Source organism: Micromonospora sp. BS32 (assembly GCF_059089345.1).
Map to the genome: position 1 here is coordinate 78,239 of NZ_JBSSHR010000004.1, position 22,282 is coordinate 100,520.

At 71.3% G+C, this 22,282-nt stretch carries 19 protein-coding genes; 4 read left to right on the forward strand and 15 right to left on the reverse strand.

Translation table 11 applies throughout. The features are described from left to right. Positions 1-118: 118 nt before the first annotated feature. From AC5RWQ_RS07960 to AC5RWQ_RS07985, 6 genes are all read right to left on the reverse strand, one after another. Positions 119-1,399 (reverse strand): thymidine phosphorylase, encoded by a 1,281-nt coding sequence (locus tag AC5RWQ_RS07960; RefSeq protein WP_494282091.1) that lies wholly within the window; start codon positions 1,397-1,399, stop codon positions 119-121. A gap of 62 nt (positions 1,400-1,461) precedes the next feature. Then, positions 1,462-2,169 (reverse strand): cytidine deaminase, encoded by a 708-nt coding sequence (locus AC5RWQ_RS07965; protein WP_494282092.1) that lies wholly within the window; start codon positions 2,167-2,169, stop codon positions 1,462-1,464. Positions 2,170-2,312: 143 nt separating this feature from the next. Continuing rightward, positions 2,313-3,593 (reverse strand): ABC transporter permease, encoded by a 1,281-nt coding sequence (locus AC5RWQ_RS07970; protein WP_494282093.1) that lies wholly within the window; start codon positions 3,591-3,593, stop codon positions 2,313-2,315. A gap of 3 nt (positions 3,594-3,596) precedes the next feature. After that, positions 3,597-4,928 (reverse strand): ABC transporter permease, encoded by a 1,332-nt coding sequence (locus AC5RWQ_RS07975; protein WP_494282094.1) that lies wholly within the window; start codon positions 4,926-4,928, stop codon positions 3,597-3,599. Next, positions 4,925-6,667: an ABC transporter ATP-binding protein gene (locus AC5RWQ_RS07980; RefSeq protein ID WP_494282095.1), complete on the reverse strand. Its 1,743-nt coding sequence runs from the start codon at positions 6,665-6,667 to the stop codon at positions 4,925-4,927. Before AC5RWQ_RS07980 ends, AC5RWQ_RS07975 begins: the two co-directional genes overlap by 4 nt. A gap of 80 nt (positions 6,668-6,747) precedes the next feature. Beyond that, positions 6,748-7,815: a BMP family lipoprotein gene (locus AC5RWQ_RS07985; protein ID WP_494282378.1), complete on the reverse strand. Its 1,068-nt coding sequence runs from the start codon at positions 7,813-7,815 to the stop codon at positions 6,748-6,750. Positions 7,816-8,309: 494 nt separating this feature from the next. Between AC5RWQ_RS07985 and AC5RWQ_RS07990 the strand changes: the two genes are divergently transcribed. Continuing rightward, complete coding sequence (locus tag AC5RWQ_RS07990; protein ID WP_494282096.1) at positions 8,310-8,636, forward strand: hypothetical protein; 327 nt, start codon at positions 8,310-8,312, stop codon at positions 8,634-8,636. A 394-nt stretch (positions 8,637-9,030) separates the two neighbouring features. Here AC5RWQ_RS07990 and AC5RWQ_RS07995 read toward each other — a convergent pair whose 3' ends face one another. Then, entirely contained in the window at positions 9,031-9,372 is a 342-nt protein-coding gene (locus AC5RWQ_RS07995) for a hypothetical protein (protein ID WP_494282097.1), read from the reverse strand. A gap of 56 nt (positions 9,373-9,428) precedes the next feature. Beyond that, positions 9,429-10,433 (reverse strand): hypothetical protein, encoded by a 1,005-nt coding sequence (locus AC5RWQ_RS08000; RefSeq protein ID WP_494282098.1) that lies wholly within the window; start codon positions 10,431-10,433, stop codon positions 9,429-9,431. Positions 10,434-10,533: 100 nt separating this feature from the next. Here AC5RWQ_RS08000 and AC5RWQ_RS08005 point away from each other — a divergent pair, with 100 nt between their 5' ends. Beyond that, positions 10,534-11,154 (forward strand): TetR/AcrR family transcriptional regulator, encoded by a 621-nt coding sequence (locus AC5RWQ_RS08005; RefSeq protein WP_494282099.1) that lies wholly within the window; start codon positions 10,534-10,536, stop codon positions 11,152-11,154. A 66-nt stretch (positions 11,155-11,220) separates the two neighbouring features. Here AC5RWQ_RS08005 and AC5RWQ_RS08010 read toward each other — a convergent pair whose 3' ends face one another. The 4 genes from AC5RWQ_RS08010 to AC5RWQ_RS08025 all read right to left on the reverse strand — a co-directional run bounded on the left by AC5RWQ_RS08010 (position 11,221) and on the right by AC5RWQ_RS08025 (position 16,991). Next, the gene (locus tag AC5RWQ_RS08010) at positions 11,221-13,032 is read right to left on the reverse strand and encodes a glycoside hydrolase family 13 protein (protein WP_494282100.1); all 1,812 of its coding nucleotides are present in this window, start codon (positions 13,030-13,032) and stop codon (positions 11,221-11,223) included. A 169-nt stretch (positions 13,033-13,201) separates the two neighbouring features. Further along, complete coding sequence (locus AC5RWQ_RS08015) at positions 13,202-14,101, reverse strand: sugar ABC transporter permease (RefSeq protein ID WP_494282101.1); 900 nt, start codon at positions 14,099-14,101, stop codon at positions 13,202-13,204. After that, positions 14,098-15,738 carry an ABC transporter permease subunit gene (locus AC5RWQ_RS08020; protein ID WP_494282102.1) on the reverse strand — a complete coding sequence of 547 codons (1,641 nt, stop codon included), beginning with the start codon at positions 15,736-15,738 and terminating at the stop codon, positions 14,098-14,100. Before AC5RWQ_RS08020 ends, AC5RWQ_RS08015 begins: the two co-directional genes overlap by 4 nt. Continuing rightward, on the reverse strand, positions 15,738-16,991 hold the full coding sequence (locus AC5RWQ_RS08025) for a sugar ABC transporter substrate-binding protein (protein ID WP_494282103.1): 1,254 nt from the start codon (positions 16,989-16,991) through the stop codon (positions 15,738-15,740). Before AC5RWQ_RS08025 ends, AC5RWQ_RS08020 begins: the two co-directional genes overlap by 1 nt. 197 nt (positions 16,992-17,188) lie before the next feature. On the opposite strand from AC5RWQ_RS08025, the gene AC5RWQ_RS08030 reads away from it, so the two are divergent. After that, positions 17,189-18,271 (forward strand): LacI family DNA-binding transcriptional regulator, encoded by a 1,083-nt coding sequence (locus AC5RWQ_RS08030; RefSeq protein WP_494282104.1) that lies wholly within the window; start codon positions 17,189-17,191, stop codon positions 18,269-18,271. Between the two features lie 274 nt (positions 18,272-18,545). Next, on the forward strand, positions 18,546-20,183 hold the full coding sequence (locus tag AC5RWQ_RS08035; protein ID WP_494282105.1) for a glycoside hydrolase family 13 protein: 1,638 nt from the start codon (positions 18,546-18,548) through the stop codon (positions 20,181-20,183). A gap of 160 nt (positions 20,184-20,343) precedes the next feature. On the opposite strand, the gene AC5RWQ_RS08040 is transcribed toward AC5RWQ_RS08035, so the two are convergent. The 3 genes from AC5RWQ_RS08040 to AC5RWQ_RS08050 all read right to left on the reverse strand — a co-directional run bounded on the left by AC5RWQ_RS08040 (position 20,344) and on the right by AC5RWQ_RS08050 (position 22,236). Beyond that, entirely contained in the window at positions 20,344-20,787 is a 444-nt protein-coding gene (locus AC5RWQ_RS08040; protein ID WP_334484932.1) for a hypothetical protein, read from the reverse strand. 128 nt (positions 20,788-20,915) lie between these two features. Further along, positions 20,916-21,284 (reverse strand): GntR family transcriptional regulator, encoded by a 369-nt coding sequence (locus tag AC5RWQ_RS08045; protein WP_494282106.1) that lies wholly within the window; start codon positions 21,282-21,284, stop codon positions 20,916-20,918. Position 21,285: 1 nt separating this feature from the next. Further along, positions 21,286-22,236: a YhjD/YihY/BrkB family envelope integrity protein gene (locus AC5RWQ_RS08050; protein ID WP_494282107.1), complete on the reverse strand. Its 951-nt coding sequence runs from the start codon at positions 22,234-22,236 to the stop codon at positions 21,286-21,288. Positions 22,237-22,282: the final 46 nt, after the last annotated feature.

A 22,282-nucleotide genomic window follows, 5' to 3' on the forward strand; every position in this document is an offset into this window, starting at 1 on the left:
TGCTCACATCGGCGTCACCGCCGGTCGATCCCCCTGGGCTGGGAGGATAGCGGTCCCGGCACGCCGACACCATGTCACCCCGCCCCCACCGGCCGACCGGCCGCGGGTGCTCGGCCGTTCAGCCGATCCGCTCGATGACCAGCGGCGTCGACTCCGGCGCGGTGGCCGCGATCCGGACCGCCCGCTCCGCCTCGGCGCGCGCCGCCGGGATCCGGGCGGCCTCGTCGGCGCGCAGCTCGTAGAGCGGGTCACCGGCCCGCACCGGGTCGCCCGGACGCTTGTGCAGCACCACCCCCGCCGGAATGCTGACCGGGTCCTCCTTGCGGGCCCGGCCCGCGCCGAGCCGCCAGGCGGCCACCCCGATCGCGTACGCGTCGACGGACGCCACGAAGCCGTCGGCCTGGGCGCGGACCACCTCGACCTCGTTGGCGGTCGGCATCGGGGCGTCCGGGTCGCCGCCCTGGGCGCGGATCATCGTCCGCCAGGCGTCCATCGCCCGACCGTCGCGCAGCGCCGCCTCGGGGTCGGCGTCCGGCAGGCCGGCCGCGGCCAGCATCTCCCGGGCCAGCGCCAGGGTCAGCTCGACCACGTCGGCCGGGCCGCCACCCGCCAGCACCTCGACCGACTCGGTCACCTCGACCGCGTTGCCGACGGTCAGGCCCAGCGGGGTGGACATGTCGGTGAGCAGGGCGACGGTCCGCACGCCGTGCGCGCCGCCCAGCTCCACCATGGTCCGGGCCAGCTCCCGGGCGTCGTCCACGGACTTCATGAACGCGCCGGAGCCGACCTTGACGTCGAGCACCAGCGCGCCGGTGCCCTCGGCGATCTTCTTGCTCATGATCGAGCTGGCGATCAGCGGGATCGCCTCGACGGTGCCGGTGACGTCGCGCAGCGCGTACAGCTTGCGGTCGGCCGGGGCCAGCCCCGCACCGGCGGCGCAGATCACCGCGCCGACGTCGCGCAGCTGCGAGATGAACTCGTCGTTGCTCAGCGCGGCCCGCCAGCCGGGGATCGACTCCAGCTTGTCCAGCGTGCCGCCGGTGTGCCCGAGCCCGCGCCCGGAGAGCTGCGGCACGGCGCCGCCGCACGCGGCGACCAGCGGGGTGAGCGGCAGGGTGATCTTGTCGCCGACGCCGCCGGTGGAGTGCTTGTCCACGGTCGGCCGGGCCACCGGGGAGAGGTCCAGCCGCTCGCCGCTGGCGATCATCGCGGCGGTCCACCGGGCGATCTCCGGCGCGGTCATCCCGCGCAGCAGGATCGCCATGGCCAGCGCCGACATCTGCTCGTCGGCGACCAGACCCTTGGTGTACGCGTCGACCACCCAGTCGATCTGGGCGTCGGTGAGCACACCGCCGTCCCGCTTGGTCCGGATGACGTCAACCGCCGTGAACGCACTCACAAGTAGTTCCTCTTCTTCGTCATGGCAGAAACCGGCGTGCGGACCGGGCCCATCCCCCAAGCTCAACCACCCCAGCGGGTCGGGATCTCCATCGGCGGCTCGCCCTCACCGGCCCAGAAGATGGTGCCGGAGGCGTCGACCACCACCACCCGGGGCGTACGGGCCAGCCCCCAGGTGATCGCCTCGGCGGAGTCGTCCCAGCTCGGAGCCTCCTCCAGCACACCCGTCTCGGCGCCCGCGTCGTCCCCGGCCGACCGCTCCCAGTACGCCGTCCAGACCTGCTGGCCGGCGGAGAGGTCGGGGTGGACGAAGACGGTGCCCCGACCCCGCCAGGCGGCCAGCCGTTCGGGCACCACGGGCAGCGGGGTCTCGCCGACCACCGCGTCGAGGTCCTCGACGCCGAAGGCGTGCGGCAGCAGCTCCGCCATCCGCAGCGGGCGACCCTTGGCCTCGACGAGGCACTCCGGGCCGCCGTTCTCCCAGAGCAGCTGCCGGCACCGGCCGCACGGCATCAGCGGCTCGCCGGTGGCGTCGACGCAGGACATCGCGACCAGCCGGCCGCCGCCCGTGGCGTGCAGCGAGGAGACGATGCCGCACTCGGCGCAGAGGGTGACCCCGTACGCGGCGTTCTCCACGTTGCAGCCGACCACGATCCGGCCGTCGTCGACCAGCGCGGCCGCGCCGACCGGGAAGTTCGAGTACGGCGCGTACGCGTGCCGCATGGCCTCGGTGGCCGCGGCCCGCAGCCGCTCCCAGTCGATCTCGGTCATCCCCTGATTCTGCCGCATCACCGTTTTGACCTGCGGCGCGGCCCGTCCGCCGGCACGGGAACCTCGGCGACCGCCGGACGGTACGACGACGGCGGCGCCCCGCCCGCTGTCGCAGGAGGACGCCGCCCGGTGTCGTGGAGCGCTCAGCCCTTGATGTACGGCTTGCCGTCCGCCGCGGGCGCCCGGACCCGGCCGACCAGCCCGGCCACCGCCAGGATCGTCGCCAGGTACGGCAGCATCGCCAGGAACTGGCTGGGGATGCTGCTGCCGATCGCCCCGAGGTACGTGCCGAGCTGGTCGGCGAAGCCGAAGAAGAGCGCGGCGAGCAGCGCACCGGTGGGGCTCCACCGGCCGAAGATCAGCGCGGCCAGCGCGATGAAGCCCTTACCGCCGATCATGTTCTTGGTGAACGAGTAGAGCGCCAGCGTGTACGAGGCGCCACCGATCCCGGCGACCATGCCGGCGACCAGCACGTTGCGGTAGCGCAGCCCCAGCACCTTGACGCCGAGGGTGTCCGCCGCGGTCGGGTGCTCACCCACCGAGCGGGTCCGCAGGCCCCACCGGGTGCGGAACAGCGCGATGTGGATGACCAGCACCAGCAGCAGGCCCAGGTAGAGGAAGATGTTGCCGCGGAACAGCGCCGGGCCGAGCAGCGGGATGTCCTTGAGCAGCGGGATCTCCCAGTTGGAGAAGCGCGGCGCGCTGTTGTACTTCTCCGCCTGGGTCTGCATCAGCCGCTCGTAGAGGAAGCCGGTGACGCCGACCGCGAGCAGGTTCAGCACGATGCCCATGACCACCTGGTCGACCAGGTAACGGATCGCGAAGACGGCCAGCAGCAGCGAGATCAGCGCACCACCGATCGCCGCGGCGACCAGGCCGACCCAGACGCTGCCGGAGATGCTGCCGAAGAGCGCCCCACTGAAGGCGCCCATCAGCAGCTGCCCCTCGATGGCCACGTTCACCACGCCGGAACGCTCGCAGAGCACCCCGGCCAGCGCGCCGAAGATCAGCGGCAGGGCCAGGATGAACGTGCCGCGGACGATGTTGACCAGCGGCATGAAGTTGCGCCCCTCCGGGGCGGCGGAGACCTGCCAGCACAGGAAGCTCAGCACGAAGCCGACCAGGCCGACGCCGAGCACCAGGGTGAACCAGCGTTTCGGCACCCCGGCCAGCAGCGCCGCGCCGGCCACGGCGGCGACGACCCCGAACAGGATCGCGCCGACCGTGCCGTTGATCTCCAGAGCGGCGCCGCCCTCGGTCTCGCTGAGGGTGAAGCGGGCCTGCTGGCTGGTGGCGAGCGCCCCGAAGAGCACGGTGGCGAGCACGCCCAGCGCCAGCAGGACCGCGCCGACCTTGCGGGTGCGGGTCCAGAATCCCTCGTCGACCGTCGCGACAGCGACGTCGGGGACAGCGGTGGTGGACATGCCTTACCAGCCCTTCGCCAGGCTCGTCTGCAACCGGGCGGCGCGGGCGGCCCGGAGCTGGAAGATCGCCTTCACCATGGCCGGCGCGGCGATGAAGATGACGATCAGCGCCTGGAGCACGGTCACCAGCTCCAGCGAGATCCCCGAGTACGACTGCATCCGGTTGCCGCCGGCCTGGAGCGCGCCGAAGAGCAGCGCCGCCAGCAGCACACCCCACGGCTTCACCCGGCCGAGCAGCGCCACCAGGATCCCGTCGAAGCCGATCTGCGCGATCACCAGGGGGGTGAGCGCGTTCGCGGTCGAGCCGAGCACCATCTGGCTGCCGCCGAGGCCGGCGAGCAGGCCGGAGATCACCATCACCAGCACGTACGTCCGGGTGACGCTGATGCCGGCGGTCCGCGCGGCGTCCGGGTTGGCGCCGACGGCCCGCAGCTCGAAGCCGAGCGTGGAGCGGTTGAGCAGCCAGGCCACGAACCAGGTGACGAGGACCGCCAGCAGGATGCCGGCGTGCACCCGCAGGTCGGAGCCGAGCAGCCGGGGCAGCTGTGCGGAGGAGTCGACCGGCTTGCTGATCGCGTCCGAGCGGTCCGGGTTCTGCACCCCGTTCTGGACGATGATCCAGGACAGGAAGTAGACCGCGACGTAGTTGAGCATGATCGTGTTGATCACCTCGTGCGCGCCGGTCTTCGCCTTGAGGATGCCGGGCACGAAGCCCCAGAGCGCACCGGCCACGGCGCCGGCGATCAGCGCCACGAGCAGGTGCAGCACGGGCGGCAGCGGCAGCGCGAAGCCGGCGATCGCCGCCAGGATGACGCCCATCGTCGCCTGGCCCTGGGCACCGATGTTGAACAGGCCGCCACGGAAGGCCAGCGCCACCGACAGGCCGGTGAAGGCCAGCGGCGCGGTGTAGGTGAGCGTCTCCGAGATCGGCCCGAGCGTGGCGGAGAAGCCGACCGCGTCCGGGTCGAAGACGGCGCCCTTGAACAGGTTCGCGTACGCCTCGCTGACCACGGTCCAGCTGGCGTTGAGCGCGTCGGCCGGGCGGGCGGTGATGTAGCTGTAGGTGGCCAGCACCTCCGGGTCCGACACGATGATCAGGATCGCGCCGATCACCATGGCCAGCACCAGCGCCAGCACGGTGACCGTGACGGTGTTGGCGGCCCAGAGGTTCTCCAGGAACAGCCGGCCCAGTGAGGGCCGGGGCTCCGGCTCCGGGCGCTTCGGGGCGGTCATCGCAGCGGCCCGGTTGGTGTCACCGGCGGCGTGCGCCGCCGTGTGCGCCTCGGTCGCCGGCTCCTTGTCCGGGGAGCCCGAGTCGGGGTTGGGGTTGGTCATGCCTCGTCCTCGCTACCTGGGCCCTCGGGGGCCGGAGCGGCCGGTCCTCCGCCGCTCACGGCCGGGTCGGGGGTCGCTTCGCCGTCTCCGGTGGCGCCGCCCGGGGCGGCCGCGTCCGGGGTGATGCCGGCCATCAGCAGGCCGATCTCCTCACGGGGGGTGTCCGGCCCGACGATGCCGATGATCCGGCCGCGGTACATCACCGCGATCCGGTCGGCCAGCCCGATCACCTCGTCCAGCTCGCTGGAGACGACCATGACGGCGGTGCCGATGTCCCGCTCCCGGATCACCCGGCTGTGGATGAACTCGATGGAGCCGACGTCGACGCCGCGGGTGGGCTGGGCGGCGATGAAGAGCTTCAGCGGCCGGGACAGCTCCCGGGCCACGATCACCTTCTGCTGGTTGCCGCCGGAGAGGGTGCCCACCGGGGCGTCCGCCGAGGAGGTCCGGACGTCGAACTGCGTGATCCGCTCCTGCGCCGACTTCGCGATGGCGTCCGGCTTCAACGACAGGCCCTTGCCGAACGGCGGCCGGTCGTAGATGTCCAGCACCAGGTTCTCCGCCACGGAGAACTCCTTGACCAGGCCGTCCACGCTGCGGTCCTCGGGCACGTAGCCGACCCCGGCGCGGAGCACCTTCTTGGTCGACCAGCCGTGCACCGCCTGGCCGTCGAGGGTGACCGTGCCGGCGAGGGTGGGACGCAGCCCCATGATCGCCTCGATCAGCTCGGTCTGGCCGTTGCCCTGCACACCCGCGACACCGAGCACCTCGCCCGCGTGCACCGTCAGGTCGACGCCGTCCACCGCGCGGATCTGCCGGTCGTCATCGACGACCAGGCCGGCGACCTCGAGCATCGGCCGGCCGGGGGTGGCCGGCTTCTTGTCCACGGTGAGCCGGACGCTGCGACCGACCATCAGCGCGGCCAGCTCGTCCCGGCTCGCTTCCGGGGAGGCGGTGCCGACGGTCTTCCCGCGCCGGATCACCGTGATCCGGTCGGCGATGGCCTTGACCTCGCCGAGCTTGTGGGTGATGAAGACGATCGACTTGCCGGCGGCCTTGAGCGACCGCATGACCGTCAGCAGCTCCTCGGTCTCCTGCGGGGTGAGCACGGCGGTCGGCTCGTCCAGGATCAGCAGGTCGACGTCGCGGGTGAGCGCTTTGACGATCTCCACCCGCTGCTGGATGCCGACCGGCAGGTCCTCGATCACCGCGTCCGGGTCGACCCGCAGGTTGTACCGCTCGGATACCTCGGCCACCTCGCGGCGGGCCCGGCGCCGGTCCAGGAAGCCGGCGATGCCGCCCTTGACCTGCTCGGCGCCGAGCATGATGTTCTCGGCGACGGTGAAGACGGGGACCAGCATGAAGTGCTGGTGCACCATGCCGATGCCGGCCGCGATCGCGTCGGACGGGCCCTTCAGCTTCAGCGGCTGGCCGTCGACCAGAATCTCGCCCTCGTCGGGCTGGTAGAGCCCGTACAGGACGTTCATCAGGGTCGACTTGCCGGCGCCGTTCTCGCCGAGCAGGGCGTGAATCTCTCCAGGCTCCACCGTCAGGTCGATGTGGTCGTTGGCGACCAGATCACCGAACCGCTTGGTGATGCCGCGCAGTTCGAGTCTCAGCGCAACCTCCTGGAGTGCGAGCGATGGTGCAGCGTAGCTGCCGGTGGGGCGGCCACCCGCACGGGCCGGCCGACGGGTGGAGCGGATCGGCCGCCCCGGCGGTCGCGGGGTCTCCCCCACGTACGCCGAGGCGGCCGATCGTCATGCCTGGTGCTCGCCGGCCCCCGCTGATGATCCCATCGTGGCGGCCGGGCGGTCGGTCACTTGGTCGGCTGAGCCTTCGAGGTGACCGTGATGGTGCCGGCGGCGATGTCAGCCTTGATCTTCTCGACCTCGGCCTTGAGGTCCGCCGGGACCTTGCTGTCGAACTCGTGGTACGGCGCGATGGAGACGCCGTTGTTGGCCAGGTTGCCGACGAAGCCCGGCTTGGCCTGGAGCTTCTCGCCACCGGCGGCCTTGAGCACGGCCTCCTTGACGGCGTCCGGGATGTTCTTGACGACCGTGGTCAGCAGCGCGCCGCAGTTCGGGGTGCTCTCGCAGCCGTCGACGTCGACCCAGACCACCGAGAACTTGCCGCCCGAGGCCTGCGCCGCGGCGGTGGTGCCGAGGCCCGAGCCGCCGGCGACCGGCATGATGATGTCCGCGCCCTGGGCGACCAGGGTGTCGGAGACCTTCTTGCCCTCGTCCTGCTTGACGAAGTCGTTGGTGAAGGAACCCTTCTGGGTCGCCTTGTCCCAGCCCAACACCTGGACGTTCTTGCTCTTGGCCTTGTTGTAGTAGGCCACCCCGTCGGCGAAACCGTCCATGAAGATGGTCACCGGCGGGATCGGCAGGCCACCGTAGGTGCCGACCTTGCCGGTCTTGCTCATCCCGGCGGCCAGGTAGCCGGCCTGGAAGGCGGCCTGGGCGGTGTCGAACTGCATCGGGTAGACGTTGTCCACGCCCGGGTTCGCGTCGACGATGCCGAACTGCTGGTCCGGGTGCGCCGCGGCGGCCTTCTTGGTGGCATCCTGCATCAGGCCACCGACGGCCAGGATGAAGTCGCACTTCTGGTTGACGAAGCCGTTGAGGTTGACCTCGTAGTCCGCCTCGGCCTTCGACTGGACGTTCTTGATGTCGATCTTGTCGTTCTCCTTCTTCGCCTCCTGAAGGCCCTTCCAGGCCGAGGTGTTGAAGGACTTGTCGTCGATGCCGCCGACGTCGGTCACCATGCAGGCGCTGTACTTCTTGCCGCCGTCGCCGGCGTTGTTGTCATCCTTGGGGGCCTCACCACACGCGGCGGCGCCCAGCACGAGCCCACCCGCCACGACGGCGGAGGCGATCCGCATCCCACGCACAGAGCGCAAGACGTCTCCTTCCCATTGCTCACCGCTCCACGTGCGGTGGCAGCCCATAAGCCGGCCTGCACTGTGCCGCCGGCTGTCCCACGTTACGGACGGGAGCGTACGCCCGCGTCCACCCACCGACCGAACATCGTGCACGACTGTTGGGCGCCCGTTACCCGCATGTAACCGTCGGGTGGGGCAGATCACTCCTCGTCGAGGCGGTCCGACACGGAGGGCGAGCGCCGGCGGGATAGGTCTCGGGTACTTTATGGCCGTTAAGGAGCTTCGCCCGGTGTCCCACACTGCTTCCGTTTTATCACTTTGCCGCCGCCGCGACGGGCCGATTGGGCATACCGGGCGCCGCCCGCCGAACATCGAAGGATCGCCCTCATTAGATCTTGCGGCCGGCAGCGACGCTGTTGTCCAATAGGCGGACGCCGAGATCATCAACGATTTCGGGCCATTGTGATGGAGGACAAGTGCGTCAACGGGGATCCATGACGGCCAAGCGAATGGCTGCGGCAACGCTGCTGCTCACCGCCTCGGTCGCCACCGGTGCGATCGGAGCCGCGAGCCCGGCGCTGGCCGCGCCGACCAACTGCCAGCTCAACAAGTACTACTCGTTCAGCCCGGCGAGGGCCAACTCGAACTGCTTCGCCGGAACCGGGTACTTCCGTACGGCGGCGTACTGCGCCCCGACACCGTACGGCTGGGGCGTCTGGAAGTACGGCTCCTGGCTGCCTGCCGGCACCTACAAGTACTCGACGGCCTACTGCGACTCGTCCGATCCCTATCTTGTTGACGCGCTGATCGAGACGAAGTAGTCGAGGAGCGGAATTCCCCGGCCGACACCGCGTCGGCCGGGCAAACGCCGTGAACACGGGAAACAGAGACAGCGCCGCCAGCGCACCTCCTGGCGGATGCTTCGCCGGAATACCGCCACTGCGGCGTTGACCAGGGTCAATCAAATGATCGCGAGGAACCGACCCCGGTCAACCGACTCCGCTCACGGGAAGAGGCCATCAAAATGCCGCCCTGCCTGGATCTTGCGGTCGGCGATGCGGTGCACTCCAATAGACGGACTCCGAGATCATCGATGGTCTCGGGCCGGTCAGCGCCTACGCGGAGCGGAAGGACTGAACATCCGATCTCCCCGGCCGACGTCGTCGGCCGGGGAGATCGTTCGTCCACAGGCCTTCCCGATGGTCCGGGTGGCAGTTACCGCCAGAAGACCGCCACCGCGGCGTTGACCAGGGTCAACCCGATGATGGCGAGGAAATGCCCCCGGTTGACCGACTCCCGCTTACGGGAGAAGAAGACCATGACGAAGATCAGCAGCGCGAGCACCAGCTTGGTGACGAGCTTGGCGGGCGCCGGCTCGTCGCCGTCGCGCAGCGGCGCGGATAGGCCCAGACCGGTCAGCAGACCGATCACCGACCCCCAGAGCATGGCCGCGTTGATCCGCAGCCGACCGCTGACGTACTGGGCGATCGCGCCACCGAGCAGCAGCGCGAAGCCGATCAGATGGACGTAGAGAAGTACCAGGCGAAGAGCTTCCACGCGGGTCATCCTGCCCCATCAACGACGGATTGTAGTAGGGGGCCCGCCGGCCGAGCTCAATCCGTGATCTCCGCCAGGTCCCGGTCGGAGATCCGCGCCGGGTCCAGGTCGGCCGGCCGAACCGAGCGGGACCGCCCGACCAGCACCAGCACCAGACCGATCAGGGCGTACCCGGCCAGCACCGCGACGGATCGGCCGGCGCCCGCCCCGTCGAAGAAGGCCGCCGAGCGGAGCAGCGTCCCACCGGCGCCGACCGGGAGGAACTGGCCGACCGTGCCCCACGGCTGGGGGAGCAGTTCCGGTGCGGCGCTGACCGCGGAGAGCGGATTGCCGACCAGGAACACCAGCAGTGCGCCGAGGCCGATGCCGGGGCCGCCGAGCAGGGCGCCGAAGCCGGCCACGATGCTCGCGGCGGCGAGCGCGAAGAGTCCCACCGCGCCCGCCTCGGCCGGCAGGTCGCCGTTCAGCACGCCGAGCCAGCCGTGCAGCACCGCCGCGCCGGCCACCCCGGCGAGCACGGCGTAGCAGAGCAGCCCGATCAGCCGGGCGCCCCGGCGGAGGACCAGGAGGGTGAGCAGGGCGCCGGCGAGCATGCTGGTGAGCGCGAACGGCAGGAACCCGGCGGCGAAGCCGGCACCCCGGGGATCGTCGGGGTCGGTCGGGACCACCGGCACCACCGGCACCGGCCGGCCGCCGGAGAGCTGCCCGGAGGCCTCGGTGAGCAGCGCGGCGACCGTCGGGCTGGCGGCGGGGGCGGTGTGCAGGGCCAGGCCGGCCGGGCCGACGACGAAGGCGGCGTAGACCTCTCGGTCGCGCAGCGCCCGGTCGGCAGCCGCGGCGTCCGGCAGGGTGCGGACCTCGAACGCGCCGGGGCGCGCCGCGGCCAGCCGGCCGGCGAGCTCCGCGGTGGCGGGCGCGGGGCCGGCGACGGCGACCGGCAGGTCGCGCGGCTCCAGATTGGCCGCGGGTGCCGCGAAGAGGGGTACGAGCAGCGCCTGCACCCCGACCGCCAGGGCGGCGCTCAGGACGGCGAGCAACCACGGGGACCGGACCCTGGACATCTCCCACTCCTTAAAACGAACGCTCGTTCTCTTTGCGATCGAGCCTGCGCCCGCCGCCCACCAACTGTCAAGAACGAGCGTTCGTTTTACACTGTGGATCGTGCCACGCGTATCGGACGAACACCTCGCCGCCCGCCGTCAGCAGATCCTCGACGCGGCCCGGCGCTGCTTCCTGCGCGACGGCTTCCACCGCACCTCGATGCAAGACGTGATCACCGAAGCGGGCCTGTCGGTGGGTGCGGTCTACCGCTACTTCCCCAGCAAGTACGACCTGGTCACCGCCATCGCCCAGTCAGTCATCGGCGGCGCGGACCAGGTCTTCGCCGAGCTGGCCCGGGCGGAACCGCCGCTGCCGCTGGACGAGGCGCTGGACCGGGCGCTGACCTACGTCGACACCCAGACCGGCGCCGACGGGGTGCTGCCCCTGGCCATCCAGGTGTGGAGTGAGGCGCAGCGCGATCCGATCCTCGCCAGGTTCGTCCACGCCACCTACACCGGCTTCCGCGACCACTTCACCGTGCTGGTCCGTCGGGCCCGGGAAGCTGGCGAGTTGGCGCCCGGCACCGACCCCGAGGCGGTCGCCGCCGCACTGTTCGGCCTGGTCCCCGGCTACTTCATGCAGAAGATCCTCACCGGCCGCCCCGACCGGCAGACCTACCTGGCCGGCGTTCGCGCACTCCTCGGGAGCGCCGCACAAGATCGCGCAAAATCCAGGAAGTAGTGGCCTCCCCGGTGCCGGCAGACCACTACTTCCTGGTTCGAGCGCGATCATCTCGCCGGGCAGCCCTCAGCGAAGGCGCCAGACCTGGAAGGTGGGGCCGTCGCCGGGCAGGGTGACCACGCCGTCGGCGTCCGGGCGCAGCGCCGGGGCGCCGCCGTACATGTTCTCCCCCGCCGCCAGGCCGGCCAGCCGGACCGGGGCGCCGGCCGCCCGCCGGGCCAGCACCAGCACCGTCCCGGTGGGCGCCTCGCGGAGGAAGACCAGGCTGTCCGCGTCGGCGTGCACCCGGCGCAGGCCACCGTGCCGCAGCGCCGGCTCGCCCCGCCGCAGCGCCAGCAGCGCCCGGTACGCCGCGAAGGTGCCCTGGTCCCAGCTCTCCGGCCGGCGCCACGGCATCGGGGTACGCGATCCCTCGCCGTTGGTGCCGGTCAGCCCCAGCTCGTCCCCGGCGAAGATCACCGGGGTGCCCGGCATCGTGGCGAGCAGGCCGGCGGCGACCTCCTGCCGGGCGGCGTCGCCGACCACCGTCCGGATCCGGGCCGAGTCGTGCGAGCCGAGCAGCTGCCACGAGTGGGTGTACGACCGCCAGGAGATCAGCGACCGGTAGGTGTCCATGGTGGCCAGCACCGCGTCGGCGTCCCGCCGGGCCACCCCGCCCGGGGTGCCGAGGAAGTTCGGCACCGGCTGGTCGCCGTGCCGCAGCCAGGACCAGACCGGGTCGGTGAAGCCGACGTAGTTCATCGTGCCGTGCCAGCCGTCGGAGTCCAGGTCGCCGGTGTGGTCGTGGCCGTGCTCGGCGAGCAGCAGCCCGTCGGGGCGGGTGTCGGCGACCACCTCGCGCAGCAACCGCGCCACCTCGTGGGTGTACGCGTCCGCGCCGCGCCGGCCGGTCATGTTGGCCACGTCGACCCGCCAGCCGTCCAGCCCGTACGGCGGGCGCAGCCAACGGCGCAGCAGCGAGTCGTCGGCGGTGGCGAAGCGGCGGCGCAGCTCGGCGCTGCCCCAGTTGAGCTTCGGCAGCGACTTGACCCCGTTCCAGGACTCGTAGTCTCCGCTGATCTCGTCGAAGTAGTACAGCTCCCGCTCGGGCGCGCGCATGTCGGAGACGGCGGTGGTGAACCACTCGTGCGCGTCGCCGGTGTGGTTGCTGGTGATGTCACCGAGCAGCCGCCAGCCCCGGGCGCGGACGGCGTCGGCCAGCCGGGCCAGCGCCGCGTCGCCGCCGAGCAGCGGGTCGACGGTGTCGAAGCTGGACGCGTCGTACCGGTGGTTGGAGCGGGCCGGGAAGATCGGGGTGAGGTAGACGGTGTTGACCCCGAGCCGGTCCAGGTGGTCCAGCTTCTCGGTGATGCCGTCCAGGTCACCGCCGTAGAACTGGTACGGCGTCTCCGGGCCGCGCCCGATCACCGGGGTGTCCCAGTCGCACGGGATCGCCCAGTCCGGCGCGGTCCGGCCGTCGGCCGCGGCGGACCGTGCGAACCGGTCCGGGAAGATCTGGTAGATCACCGCGTCCCGGGCCCAGGCCGGCGGCGGGGCGTAGCTGACCAGCTTGAAGTCGCCGTTGTCCGGCACGTCGTGGTCGACCAGGCCGGCGGCGTTGAGCCAGCGGTGGCCCCGCGCCCCGGAGAGCATGAAGCGGTAGTTGCTGACCGGGTTGCGGACCTCGACGTCGGCCCGCCACCAGACGTCGCCGCCCTCGGTCCGGTCGACGGTCGCCTCGGCGAAGCGCGGCTCACCGTCACCGGTGGTCCGGACGTGCACCTGGCGGACGTCCGCGCCGGCGGGGACCCGGACGAAGACCGGCACGGTCGCGCCGAGCTCCGGCTCCTGCTCGGGTACGTAGGTGGCGGATCCGTCGTGGTGCGGCTGCAACGACATGGCAGGACCTTCCGGTTGCGATCCGTACAGGAAGGAGGAGCGGTCCGGACGCACCCGGACCGCCCCCGGGTCAGCGGCCCGGACGCACCCGGACCACCCCCGGGTCAGCGGTCCGGACGCACCCGGACCACTGACCCCGCCCTCCGCGGAGAGCGCCCACCCCTCCAATTCATCCCTTGACGGCGCCGGCGGTCAGCCCGGAGACGATGTAGCGCTGGAGCAGCTGGAACACCAGCACCGTGGGGATGGCGGTGAGCAGGGTGCCCGCCGCGAACATCCCGAAGTTGTTGTTGCGCTCCCCCGCCACCAGACCGAACATGCCGACCGCGAGGGTCTTCGAGTTGGTGTTGGTGAGGAACACATTGGCGAGGATGAACTCGTTGATCGAGCCGATGAAGGCGAGCAGCCCGGTCACCGCGAGGATCGGCGCCACCAGCGGCAGCATGATCCGGAAGAAGACCTGGGCGTGCGACGCGCCGTCCATGGTGGCCGACTCGTCAAGCTCCTTCGGCAGGGTGTCGAAGAAGCCCTTCATCAGCCAGGTGTTCGCCCCCAGCGCACCACCCATGTAGAGCAGGAACAGGCCCCACGGGGTGTTGAAGCCGAGCGACGGCCACAGGTCGGTGACCGTGGTGAAGATCAGGAAGATCGCCACGATCGCCAGGAACTGCGGGAACATCTGGATCAGCAGCAGCGTGAGCAGGCCGACCCGGCGGCCGGCGAAGCGCATCCGGGAGAACGCGTACGCGGCCAGCGCCGACAGGAAGATCGACGCGAAGCTGGCCACCCCGGCGAGCAGCAGCGAGTTCAGGAACCAGTGACCGAACGCGGTCTTCGAGAACAGGTTGGAGAAGTTCTCGAACGACGCCCCGGTCGGCAGCAGCTCGGTGGAGGAGAGGGTGCCCAGCGGGTTGAGCGCCGCCGAGACGACGAACAGGATCGGGAAGAGGCTGAACGCCACCGCCAGCACCCCGACCAGGTGCCGCCAGCCGACCTGCGCGAACCAGCGGCCCCTGGACCTGCCCGTCGCGTTGCGGTTGGCGACGGGCGCGTCGGCGAAGGTGGTCACGAGTACACCTCCTCCTGCTTGCGGGTACGCGAGAAGCTGACCGCGGACACGATGGCCACGATCGCGAAGATGAAGATCGACACCGTGGCGGCCATGCCGTACTCGGCGCCCTGCGCCCCGAAGGCCAACCGGTAGGTGTAGGTGATCAGCAGGTCGGTGGCGCCGCTGCGCGGATTGTCCGCGGGGAACGGGCCACCCTCGGTGGTGAACCAGATCGCGTTGATGTTGTTGAAGTTGTACGCGAACGACGCGATCAGCAGCGGCGAGATCGCCACCAGCAGCAGCGGCAGGGTGACCGCCTTGAACGACTGGAAGGGGCTGGCCCCGTCGACCGAGGTGGCCTCGGTCAGCTCCCGCGGGATGGCCTGGAGCGCGCCGGTGGCGACCAGGAACATGTACGGGTAGCCGAGCCAGAGCTGCACCAGCAGCACCGCGACCCGGGCCGACCAGGTTTCGCCGAACCAGTCGACGCTCAGCCCGAACAGGTTGTTGACCAGGCCGAAGTCGGTGTTGAACATGTCCCGCCAGACCAGCAGCATCGCGAACGACGGCATGGCGTACGGCAGGATCAGCAGCACCCGGTAGAGGTTCGTCCCGCGCATCCGGGGCGAGTGCAGGGCCAGCGCGATGCCCATGCCGAGCAGGAACGTGAAGCCGGTCGAGCCGATCGCGAAGGCGAAGTTCCAGACGAGCGTGCCGAAGAACGGGCCGGAGATGTTCGGGTCGGTCAGCACCCGGCCGACGTTCTCCAGCCCGACGTTGACCTTCCAGCCCTGGGCCAGCCGCTCGCCGTCGGCGGCAACGAAGGAGCCGACCGACTCGTCGGCGGTCCAGGTCTTGCCGCTCTCGCTGTCCCTGATGCAGTCGCAGCCCTCGTCGTACGCCCGCAGCGCCTTGCCCTCGTACGCCCGGGACAGGCCGGAGGAGCGCAGCGCGCCGCCGGCGGTCGGCACCACCAGCTCGGTGATGTCCTTGCTGCGGGCGCTGGCCTGGCCGAAGTTGAGGACGGTGTAGCCGTCGGCGGCGGTGACCTTGCCGCCCGGCGCCACGGTGACCTGGCCGGCGTCGAGCTGCTGGAGCCCGCCGGCGTCGCCGACGGAGACCGCACCGGTCTTCGGGTCGGTCACCAGGAAGACCAGCGACCCGGTGGCCGGGTCGCCCTTGGTGGCGACGGAGAGCGGGTACTGGGCGGAGCCGGGGACCTGCTTCACCGACGAGCTCTGGATGGCGACGATCGCGTCGGACTTGTCACCACGGTGACCGTCGCCGAAGTTCGTGAAGGCGGTGCTGGCGGTGTAGAGCACCGGGAAGACCTGGAACACGATCAGGAAGAGCGTGCCCGGGATCAGGTACTTGGCGGGGATGTGCCGCGGAGTCAGGTAGAGGTAGAACAGGCCGGCGGTCGTCGCCAGCAGGATGGCCAGGCCAATCCAGTACTTCGCCTCGATGAGCGGGAAGGCCGCCCAGATCGCGATCCCGGCCACCAGGCCGAGCAGGACCACCTTGACGACGAGGCCGGTCAGGGTGATCGGCGCGTGGTTCCGCGCGGTACGGGACTTGCGCGGGAGCCCGGAGCGGACGGGCCCCCGGCCCGGGGTCTGCGAGGCAGACCCCGGGCCGGACAGCGACGTGCTCATTACTTGATCTGACCGGAGATCGTCTTGCCGGCGGCGGTGACGGTCTTGGCCGGGTCGGCGCCACCGATGACGGCGGCCTCGGCCTTGCCGAACGGGTCCCAGATCGCGGCCATGGCCGGGATCGCCGGGAGCACCTGGCCGTTCTTGCCGGCCTCGGAGAACTTGGCCAGGTCCGGGTCGCTGCCCTTGACCTGGTCGAAGGCGGCGGTCAGCGCCGGCGGGCGCGGCTCGGCGTTGTACAGCGCCACGGCCAGGTCCGGCTTGGTCACGTAGTTGGTGACGAACTCCTGGGCCAGGGCCTTGTTCTTGCCCTTGGCGGCTACGTAGAACGACTGGACGCCCACGAACGGCTGGGCCTCCTTGCCACCGGCGAAGCCGGGGACCGGGGAGATGTCGTACTTGATGCCGGCCTTCTTGGCGTCGGCGATCGCCCACGGGCCGGAGACCAGGTAGGCGCACTTCTTGGCGCCGAAGGTGGCGATCGAGTTCTCGCCGGTGATGGAGCGCTTCAGCGCACCCTCGCCCTTCTCACCGAGCTTGGCGATCTTCTGGAAGGCCGCGATCGACTCCGGCTTGCCCACGCCCAGGTCCTTCGGGTCGTAGTCGCCGTTGGCGCCGGTGCCGAAGAGGTAGCCACCGGCCGAGGTGTACAGCGGGTAGATGTGGTACGCATCGCCGTTCTGCCCGGACTGGAGGCAGAGGATCTCGCTGGCCTTCTTCTGGGCCTTGAGCTGCTTGCCGGTGGCGACCAGGTCCTCGATCGTCTTCGGCGCCTCGGGGGCCAGCTCGGTGTTGCGGATCAGGGCGATGTTCTCGGTGGCGTAGGGGACGCCGTAGACCTGACCGTTGAACGTCACCGCCTTGATCGCGGTGGGGTTGAAGGCGCTCTTCTGGTCGTCGGCCAGCTGCACCGGGTCGATGGCCCCGTTCTGCACCAGGTTGCCGATCCAGTCGTGCGCGCCGACCACGACGTCCGGGCCGCTGCCCTGCTGGGAGGCGGTGACGAAGTTGGTCTGCAGGTCCTTGGAGACGGCCTGCACCTCGACGGTGACGCCGTTCTCCTGACCGAACTTCTCCGCGAACGGCTTGAGAGCCGCCGTCCGCTTGTCGTCGGCCCAGATGACGAGCTTGCCGCTCGCGGCCTGGGGGGAGGCCTTGGCGGCCGGCTCGTCGGACTTGTTGTCGCCGCCGCAGCCGGAGGCGGCGAGCGCCAGGCCGAGAACGGTGACCACACCCGCGGTACGGATGCGCATCGGTACTCCTGTCGTCATGGCGGCCCGCCGGGGGAAGGGCGGCCCGCCGTGGAAACCTCTGAAAGTTCTTGCCAACCGGCGCCGGGTTGCCGCGCCGCTGCTCTCGCGTGTTGCCGGGACGTTAGCAAGAGGTTGCAGAGAATGGAAGGGATTGCAGGAGTGTACGCAAGAACTTGCCCTTGAGCTAAAGTGCCGCCATGCGCGCTCGACTGTCCGACATCGCCCAACAGGCCGAAGTCAGCGAGGCCACGGTGTCGCGGGTGCTCAACGACCGCCCCGGAGTGGCCCCGGAGACCCGGCAAGCCGTACTGACCGCCCTCGATGTGCTCGGCTACGAACGACCCGCCCGGCTGCGCAAGCGCAGCGCCGGGCTGGTCGGGCTGGTCGTGCCCGAGCTGGAGAACCCGATCTTCCCGGCGTTCGCCCAGGTCATCGAGTCGACCCTGGCGCAGAGCGGGTTCACCCCGGTGCTCTGCACCCAGACCCCCGGCGGGGTCACCGAGGACGAGTACGTGGAGATGCTGCTGGACCGGCAGGTCTCCGGGATCGTCTTCGTCTCCGGCCTGCACGCCGACACCGCAGCCAACCACGACCGGTACCGGGCGCTGATCGCCCGGCCGCTGCCCGTCGTCATGATCAACGGGTACGTCCCGGACGTCGCCGCACCCTTCGTCTCCTGCGACGACCGGGAGGCCGCCGAGCTGGCCGTCGCCCACCTGGTGGCGCTCGGGCACCGCCGGATCGGCCTGATCACCGGCCCGGACCGGTTCGTGCCGGTGCAGCGCAAGGTGACCGGCTGGAAGGCGGCGATGACCCGGCTGGCCGGCCTGCCCGAGCCCGAGCTGGAGGACCTCGCCGAGCTCTCCCTCTTCGGGGTCGAGGGCGGCGAGGCCGCCGCCGGCCGGCTGATCGAGCGCGGGGTCACCGGCCTCGTCTGCGGCTCGGACCTGATGGCGCTCGGCGCGATCCGGGCCGCCCGGCAGCGCGGCCTGTCGGTCCCCGGCGACGTGTCGGTGGTCGGCTACGACGACTCGCCGCTGATGGCCTTCACCGACCCGCCGTTGACCACCATGCGCCAGCCGGTCAGCGCGATGTCGGTCGCCGCGGTGCGCGCCCTGGTCGACGAGATCAACGGGCACGCCGCGCCGCACTCGGAGTACCTCTTCCGCCCGGAACTGGTGGTCCGCGGCTCGACCGCGGTGGTCCGCCAGACCGGTCCCGCCGCCGGCGGCTCGAAGCGGCAGCGCCCGGCGCCGCCCGCCCTGCCCGTCCCGGCCTGACCCGACCCCCCACCACCCGGCCCACCGCCGGCCCGAAGTCGATCACCGAAGCGGAGGGTCGGCCGGCTTTCCGGGCCCGTCGCGCCCCTGCATCCCGGCACGTGGGACGGGGGAAACGTGACGAGCCGCTGGCCGGAGGGTGACGGCCGTCATTTCTTGCGCAAGGAATGCTTGACTCTTGCAGCGTGCGGACGGCATTCTGCTCACCACCCGCGCCCATCACCCAGCGCCGCGCGGGTGCCGCCGTCCCGCCACAGAACGGGGATCGTCACCGATGACCGCCGCCACCGACCCCACGCCGCTGACCTCCGACAACGACTGGTGGCGTTCCGCGGTCGTCTACCAGGTCTACGTCCGCAGCTTCGCCGACGCCAACGGCGACGGCGTCGGCGACCTCCAGGGCATCCGGGAGCGGCTGCCGTACCTGCGTGACCTCGGCGTGGACGCGCTCTGGCTGACCCCCTTCTACACCTCGCCGCAGATCGACGCCGGCTACGACGTCGCCGACTACCGCGACGTCGACCCGCTCTTCGGCTCCCTCACCGACTTCGACGCGATGATCACCGACGCGCACGCGCTGAACCTGCGGATCATCGTGGACCTGGTGCCCAACCACACCTCCAGCGCGCATCCGTGGTTCCAGGCCGCGCTGGCCGCCGCCCCGGGCACCCCGGAGCGGGAGCGCTACCTCTTCGCCGACGGCAAGGGTGAGCAGGGCGAGCTGCCGCCGAACGACTGGGAGAGCATCTTCGGCGGCCCGGCCTGGACCCGGCTGCCCGACGGCCAGTGGTACATGCACCTGTTCGACCCGGCCCAGCCCGACCTGAACTGGCGCCACCCGGAGGTGCGCGCCGAGTTCGAGGACGTCCTGCGCTTCTGGCTCGACCGGGGCGTGGACGGGTTCCGGATCGACGTGGCGCACGGGATGATCAAGGCGGCGGGGCTGCCGGACGTCGGCTTCAACTCGATGACCACCGGGCAGCGCCAGTCCGAGCTGCTCGGCAAGGGTCGCCTGCCGTACTTCGACCAGGACGAGGTGCACGACATCTACCGCGCCTGGCGGCCGATCCTGGACAGCTACCCGGGCGGCCGGATGGCGGTCGCCGAGGCCTGGGCCGAGACCCCGCAGCGGCTGGCCCGCTACATCGGCCCCGACGAGCTGCACCAGGCGTTCAGCTTCGACTTCCTCGACGCCACCTGGTCGGCCGACTCGTTCCGCAAGGTGATCGACACCGCCCTGGCCGAGTCGACCATCGTCGGCGCCCCGACCACCTGGGTGCTGTCGAACCACGACCGGCAGCGCCACGTCACCCGGTACGGCGACGGCGAGGTCGGCCTGCGCCGCGCCCGGGCCGCCGCCCTGCTGATGCTGGCCCTGCCCGGCTGCGCGTACGTCTACCAGGGCGAGGAGCTGGGCCTGCCGGAGGTGCTGGACCTCCCCGACGAGCTGCGCCAGGACCCGGCGTTCCTGCGCACCGGCGAGAGCCGGGACGGCTGCCGGGTGCCGATCCCGTGGAGCGGCGAGCTGGCCCCGTACGGCTTCGGCCCGAAGGGCAGCGAGCTGAGCTGGCTACCGGCGCCGGCGACCTGGCGTGCCCTCTCGGTGGCCGCCCAGGCCGACGTGCCCGGCTCGACGCTGGAGCTCTACCGGGCCGCGCTGCGCATCCGGCGCGCGCACCCCGCCCTGGCGGGCACCGCCGGCGAAGTGGTCTGGCTGGAGACCGAGCCGGGTGTGCTGGCGTTCAGCCGGGCCCTGGACGGGACCGTGCTGACCTGCGTGGTCAACATCAGTGGCGCCGAGGTGCTGATCGAGGGCTACGGCCCGCCGATCGTCGCCAGCGCCGACCTCACCGAGCGGGAGAACGGTCACCTCCTGCCGGTGGACAGTGCTGCGTGGTTCGAACGGCGCTGAGCCGGGTAACCCGCCATCGACCTGGTCGTCCGTTGTGCCCCGCGCCGACGGGCGACTGGGCTACCGACCCCTTGTGGTGGGGGGTGAGGTGGCACCGGCGCCTCGGGGAGTTCGCTCCCCGGGGCGCCGGCGTCCACCTGGGGACGGCCCCGCCGAGACCTCAGCGTCCCTTGTTCCGCAGCAGCTCGGCGATCCGCTCGAAGCCGGCGCGCAGTTCCTGCTCGGTCGGCGCGGGCAGCGGCTCGGACTCCTCGTGCCGGGCGGCCGCCGCCTCCAGCTCTTCGTCGATCACGTCCTCGAAGTCGCCGTAGAGGTCGGCCTCCTCGATCCCGGCCGTCTCGTCCTCGGCGGCGATCTGGGCGGCGGCGATCTCACCCCGGATCTCGTCGGCCGAGAGCGCCGGCAGCAGCGGCTCGACCACCGCCATCAGCTGCTCCTCGGCGACCACCGCCTCGGCCAGGGCCAGCGCGTGCGGCCGCTCGTACGGGCCGCAGACCACCGGCTCCCACTCCGCCGGGTCGGCCAGCGGGCCGAACGTGATGATCCACGGCAGGCCGAGCATCGGCGAGTCGTCCGGCAGGTCCAACGTCACGAGTGCGCCCACCGGCTCATCATGGTCCGTTCCGACCGGGACGTGAGTGGCATTTGCGGCAACTACCGGTTCTCGCACTGTCGATCTCCTGACTTCTCCGTCGCGGCCGGGACCCGAGGTCACCACGGCGGGCGGCGCGGTCAGCCCGACCGGGCCGCGTCCAGGGCGGCGCGGACCAGCTCCAGGGCCCGCTCCGGCGGCACCCCGAGCCGCAGCGCCTCCTCGGCGTACCGGGTGGCGGTCCGCTGCAACCGGTCGGCCGCGTCGTCGCGCCCCGGCGCCACGAACGTCCCGTGCCGCCCCCTCGTCTCCAGCAGGCCGGCCATTTCCAGCTCACGGTAGGCCCGGGCCACCGTGTTCACCGCCAGCCCCAGCTCCGCGGCGAACTGCCGCACCGGGGGCAGCCGGGTGCCCACCGCCAGCCGCCCGTCGCCGATCATGCCGGCCAACTGCCCGCGCACCTGCTCGTACGGCGGCACCGCCGAGGCCGGGTCGATCTCCAGGCGCATGTCAGCCCGCCCCTCCCGGGGTACCCGGATCGGTGTCGGCGTCGACCTCGGCCTCGGTCTCGTCGTCGTCGAGGTCCGCCGGGGCGGGCCCCTCCGCCAGGTCCACCACCCGCCCGTACCGGCTGGTCGCGGCGAGCGCGGCGCCGAAGAGCAGCAGCTGGTTGAGCAGGTAGAGGTAGAGCAGCAGCCCGACCGCGCCGGCGACCACGGTGTACGCCGGATTCCGCTCGGTCCGCACCACGTAGTAGCGCCCGACGGTGTTGAGCAGCGTGATCCCCACCGCGACGAGCAGCACGATCGGGCGTAGCCGGCGCCGGCTCATCCGCAGCCGGGGCACGGCGATCATCAACGCGGTGGCCAGCACCGCGTTGATCAGCACGCTCAGCACCGCGCTGATCGTGGTCAGGCCGACCGAGCCGGTGGAGCGCAGCAGGAAGCGCAGCACCGACTCCAGCGCGTCCACCGCCGCCACCGAGAGGCCCAGCAGCACGAAGACCAGCAGCAGCACGCCCAGGTCCACCAGCCGGCGCACCACCAGGTTGCCCGGCTGCTGATTGAAGCCGTACATCAGCCGCTGTGAGGAGCGGATCGCCTCCACCCAGCCGATCCCGGTGAAGACCAGGATGACCAGGCCGATCACCCCGACCGCGTTGCTGCTCTGGGCGATCTGCTGCGGGTCGAGGAACGGCAGGTTCTCCTTCAGGAACCCGGCCGCCGCGTCGCTGACCTCGTCGTTGTCCTCCAGGATCGCCCCGAAGACCGAGTAGCCGACCAGGGCGAGCGCGAAGACGGCGAAGAACCCGTAGTAGGCGATCGCGGCGGCCAGCCGTCCGCCCAGCACCGCGCCGTAGAGGTCCACCGCCCGCCACAGGTGGTCGAACCGGGGCCAGCGGTGCCGGGCCACGGTGAACCGGCGGTCGATACCGCCGGTCAGCCGACCCCACGCGTCCACCACGTCATCCTCGCCGATCTGTCGTCGCCCGGGCGGCGGACCGCCC

Bases quoted from the DNA above. Each gene is read 5' to 3' on its own strand.
- AC5RWQ_RS07965 (WP_494282092.1), bottom strand. From the start codon at position 2,169: ATGACCGAGATCGACTGGGAGCGGCTGCGGGCCGCGGCCACCGAGGCC.
- AC5RWQ_RS07970 (WP_494282093.1), bottom strand. From the start codon at position 3,593: ATGTCCACCACCGCTGTCCCCGACGTCGCTGTCGCGACGGTCGACGAG.
- AC5RWQ_RS07975 (WP_494282094.1), bottom strand. From the start codon at position 4,928: ATGACCAACCCCAACCCCGACTCGGGCTCCCCGGACAAGGAGCCGGCG.
- AC5RWQ_RS07985 (WP_494282378.1), bottom strand. From the start codon at position 7,815: ATGCGGATCGCCTCCGCCGTCGTGGCGGGTGGGCTCGTGCTGGGCGCC.
- AC5RWQ_RS07990 (WP_494282096.1), top strand. From the start codon at position 8,310: ATGACGGCCAAGCGAATGGCTGCGGCAACGCTGCTGCTCACCGCCTCG.
- AC5RWQ_RS08000 (WP_494282098.1), bottom strand. From the start codon at position 10,433: ATGTCCAGGGTCCGGTCCCCGTGGTTGCTCGCCGTCCTGAGCGCCGCC.
- AC5RWQ_RS08010 (WP_494282100.1), bottom strand. From the start codon at position 13,032: ATGTCGTTGCAGCCGCACCACGACGGATCCGCCACCTACGTACCCGAG.
- AC5RWQ_RS08020 (WP_494282102.1), bottom strand. From the start codon at position 15,738: ATGAGCACGTCGCTGTCCGGCCCGGGGTCTGCCTCGCAGACCCCGGGC.
- AC5RWQ_RS08025 (WP_494282103.1), bottom strand. From the start codon at position 16,991: ATGCGCATCCGTACCGCGGGTGTGGTCACCGTTCTCGGCCTGGCGCTC.
- AC5RWQ_RS08030 (WP_494282104.1), top strand. From the start codon at position 17,189: ATGCGCGCTCGACTGTCCGACATCGCCCAACAGGCCGAAGTCAGCGAG.
- AC5RWQ_RS08035 (WP_494282105.1), top strand. From the start codon at position 18,546: ATGACCGCCGCCACCGACCCCACGCCGCTGACCTCCGACAACGACTGG.
- AC5RWQ_RS08045 (WP_494282106.1), bottom strand. From the start codon at position 21,284: ATGCGCCTGGAGATCGACCCGGCCTCGGCGGTGCCGCCGTACGAGCAG.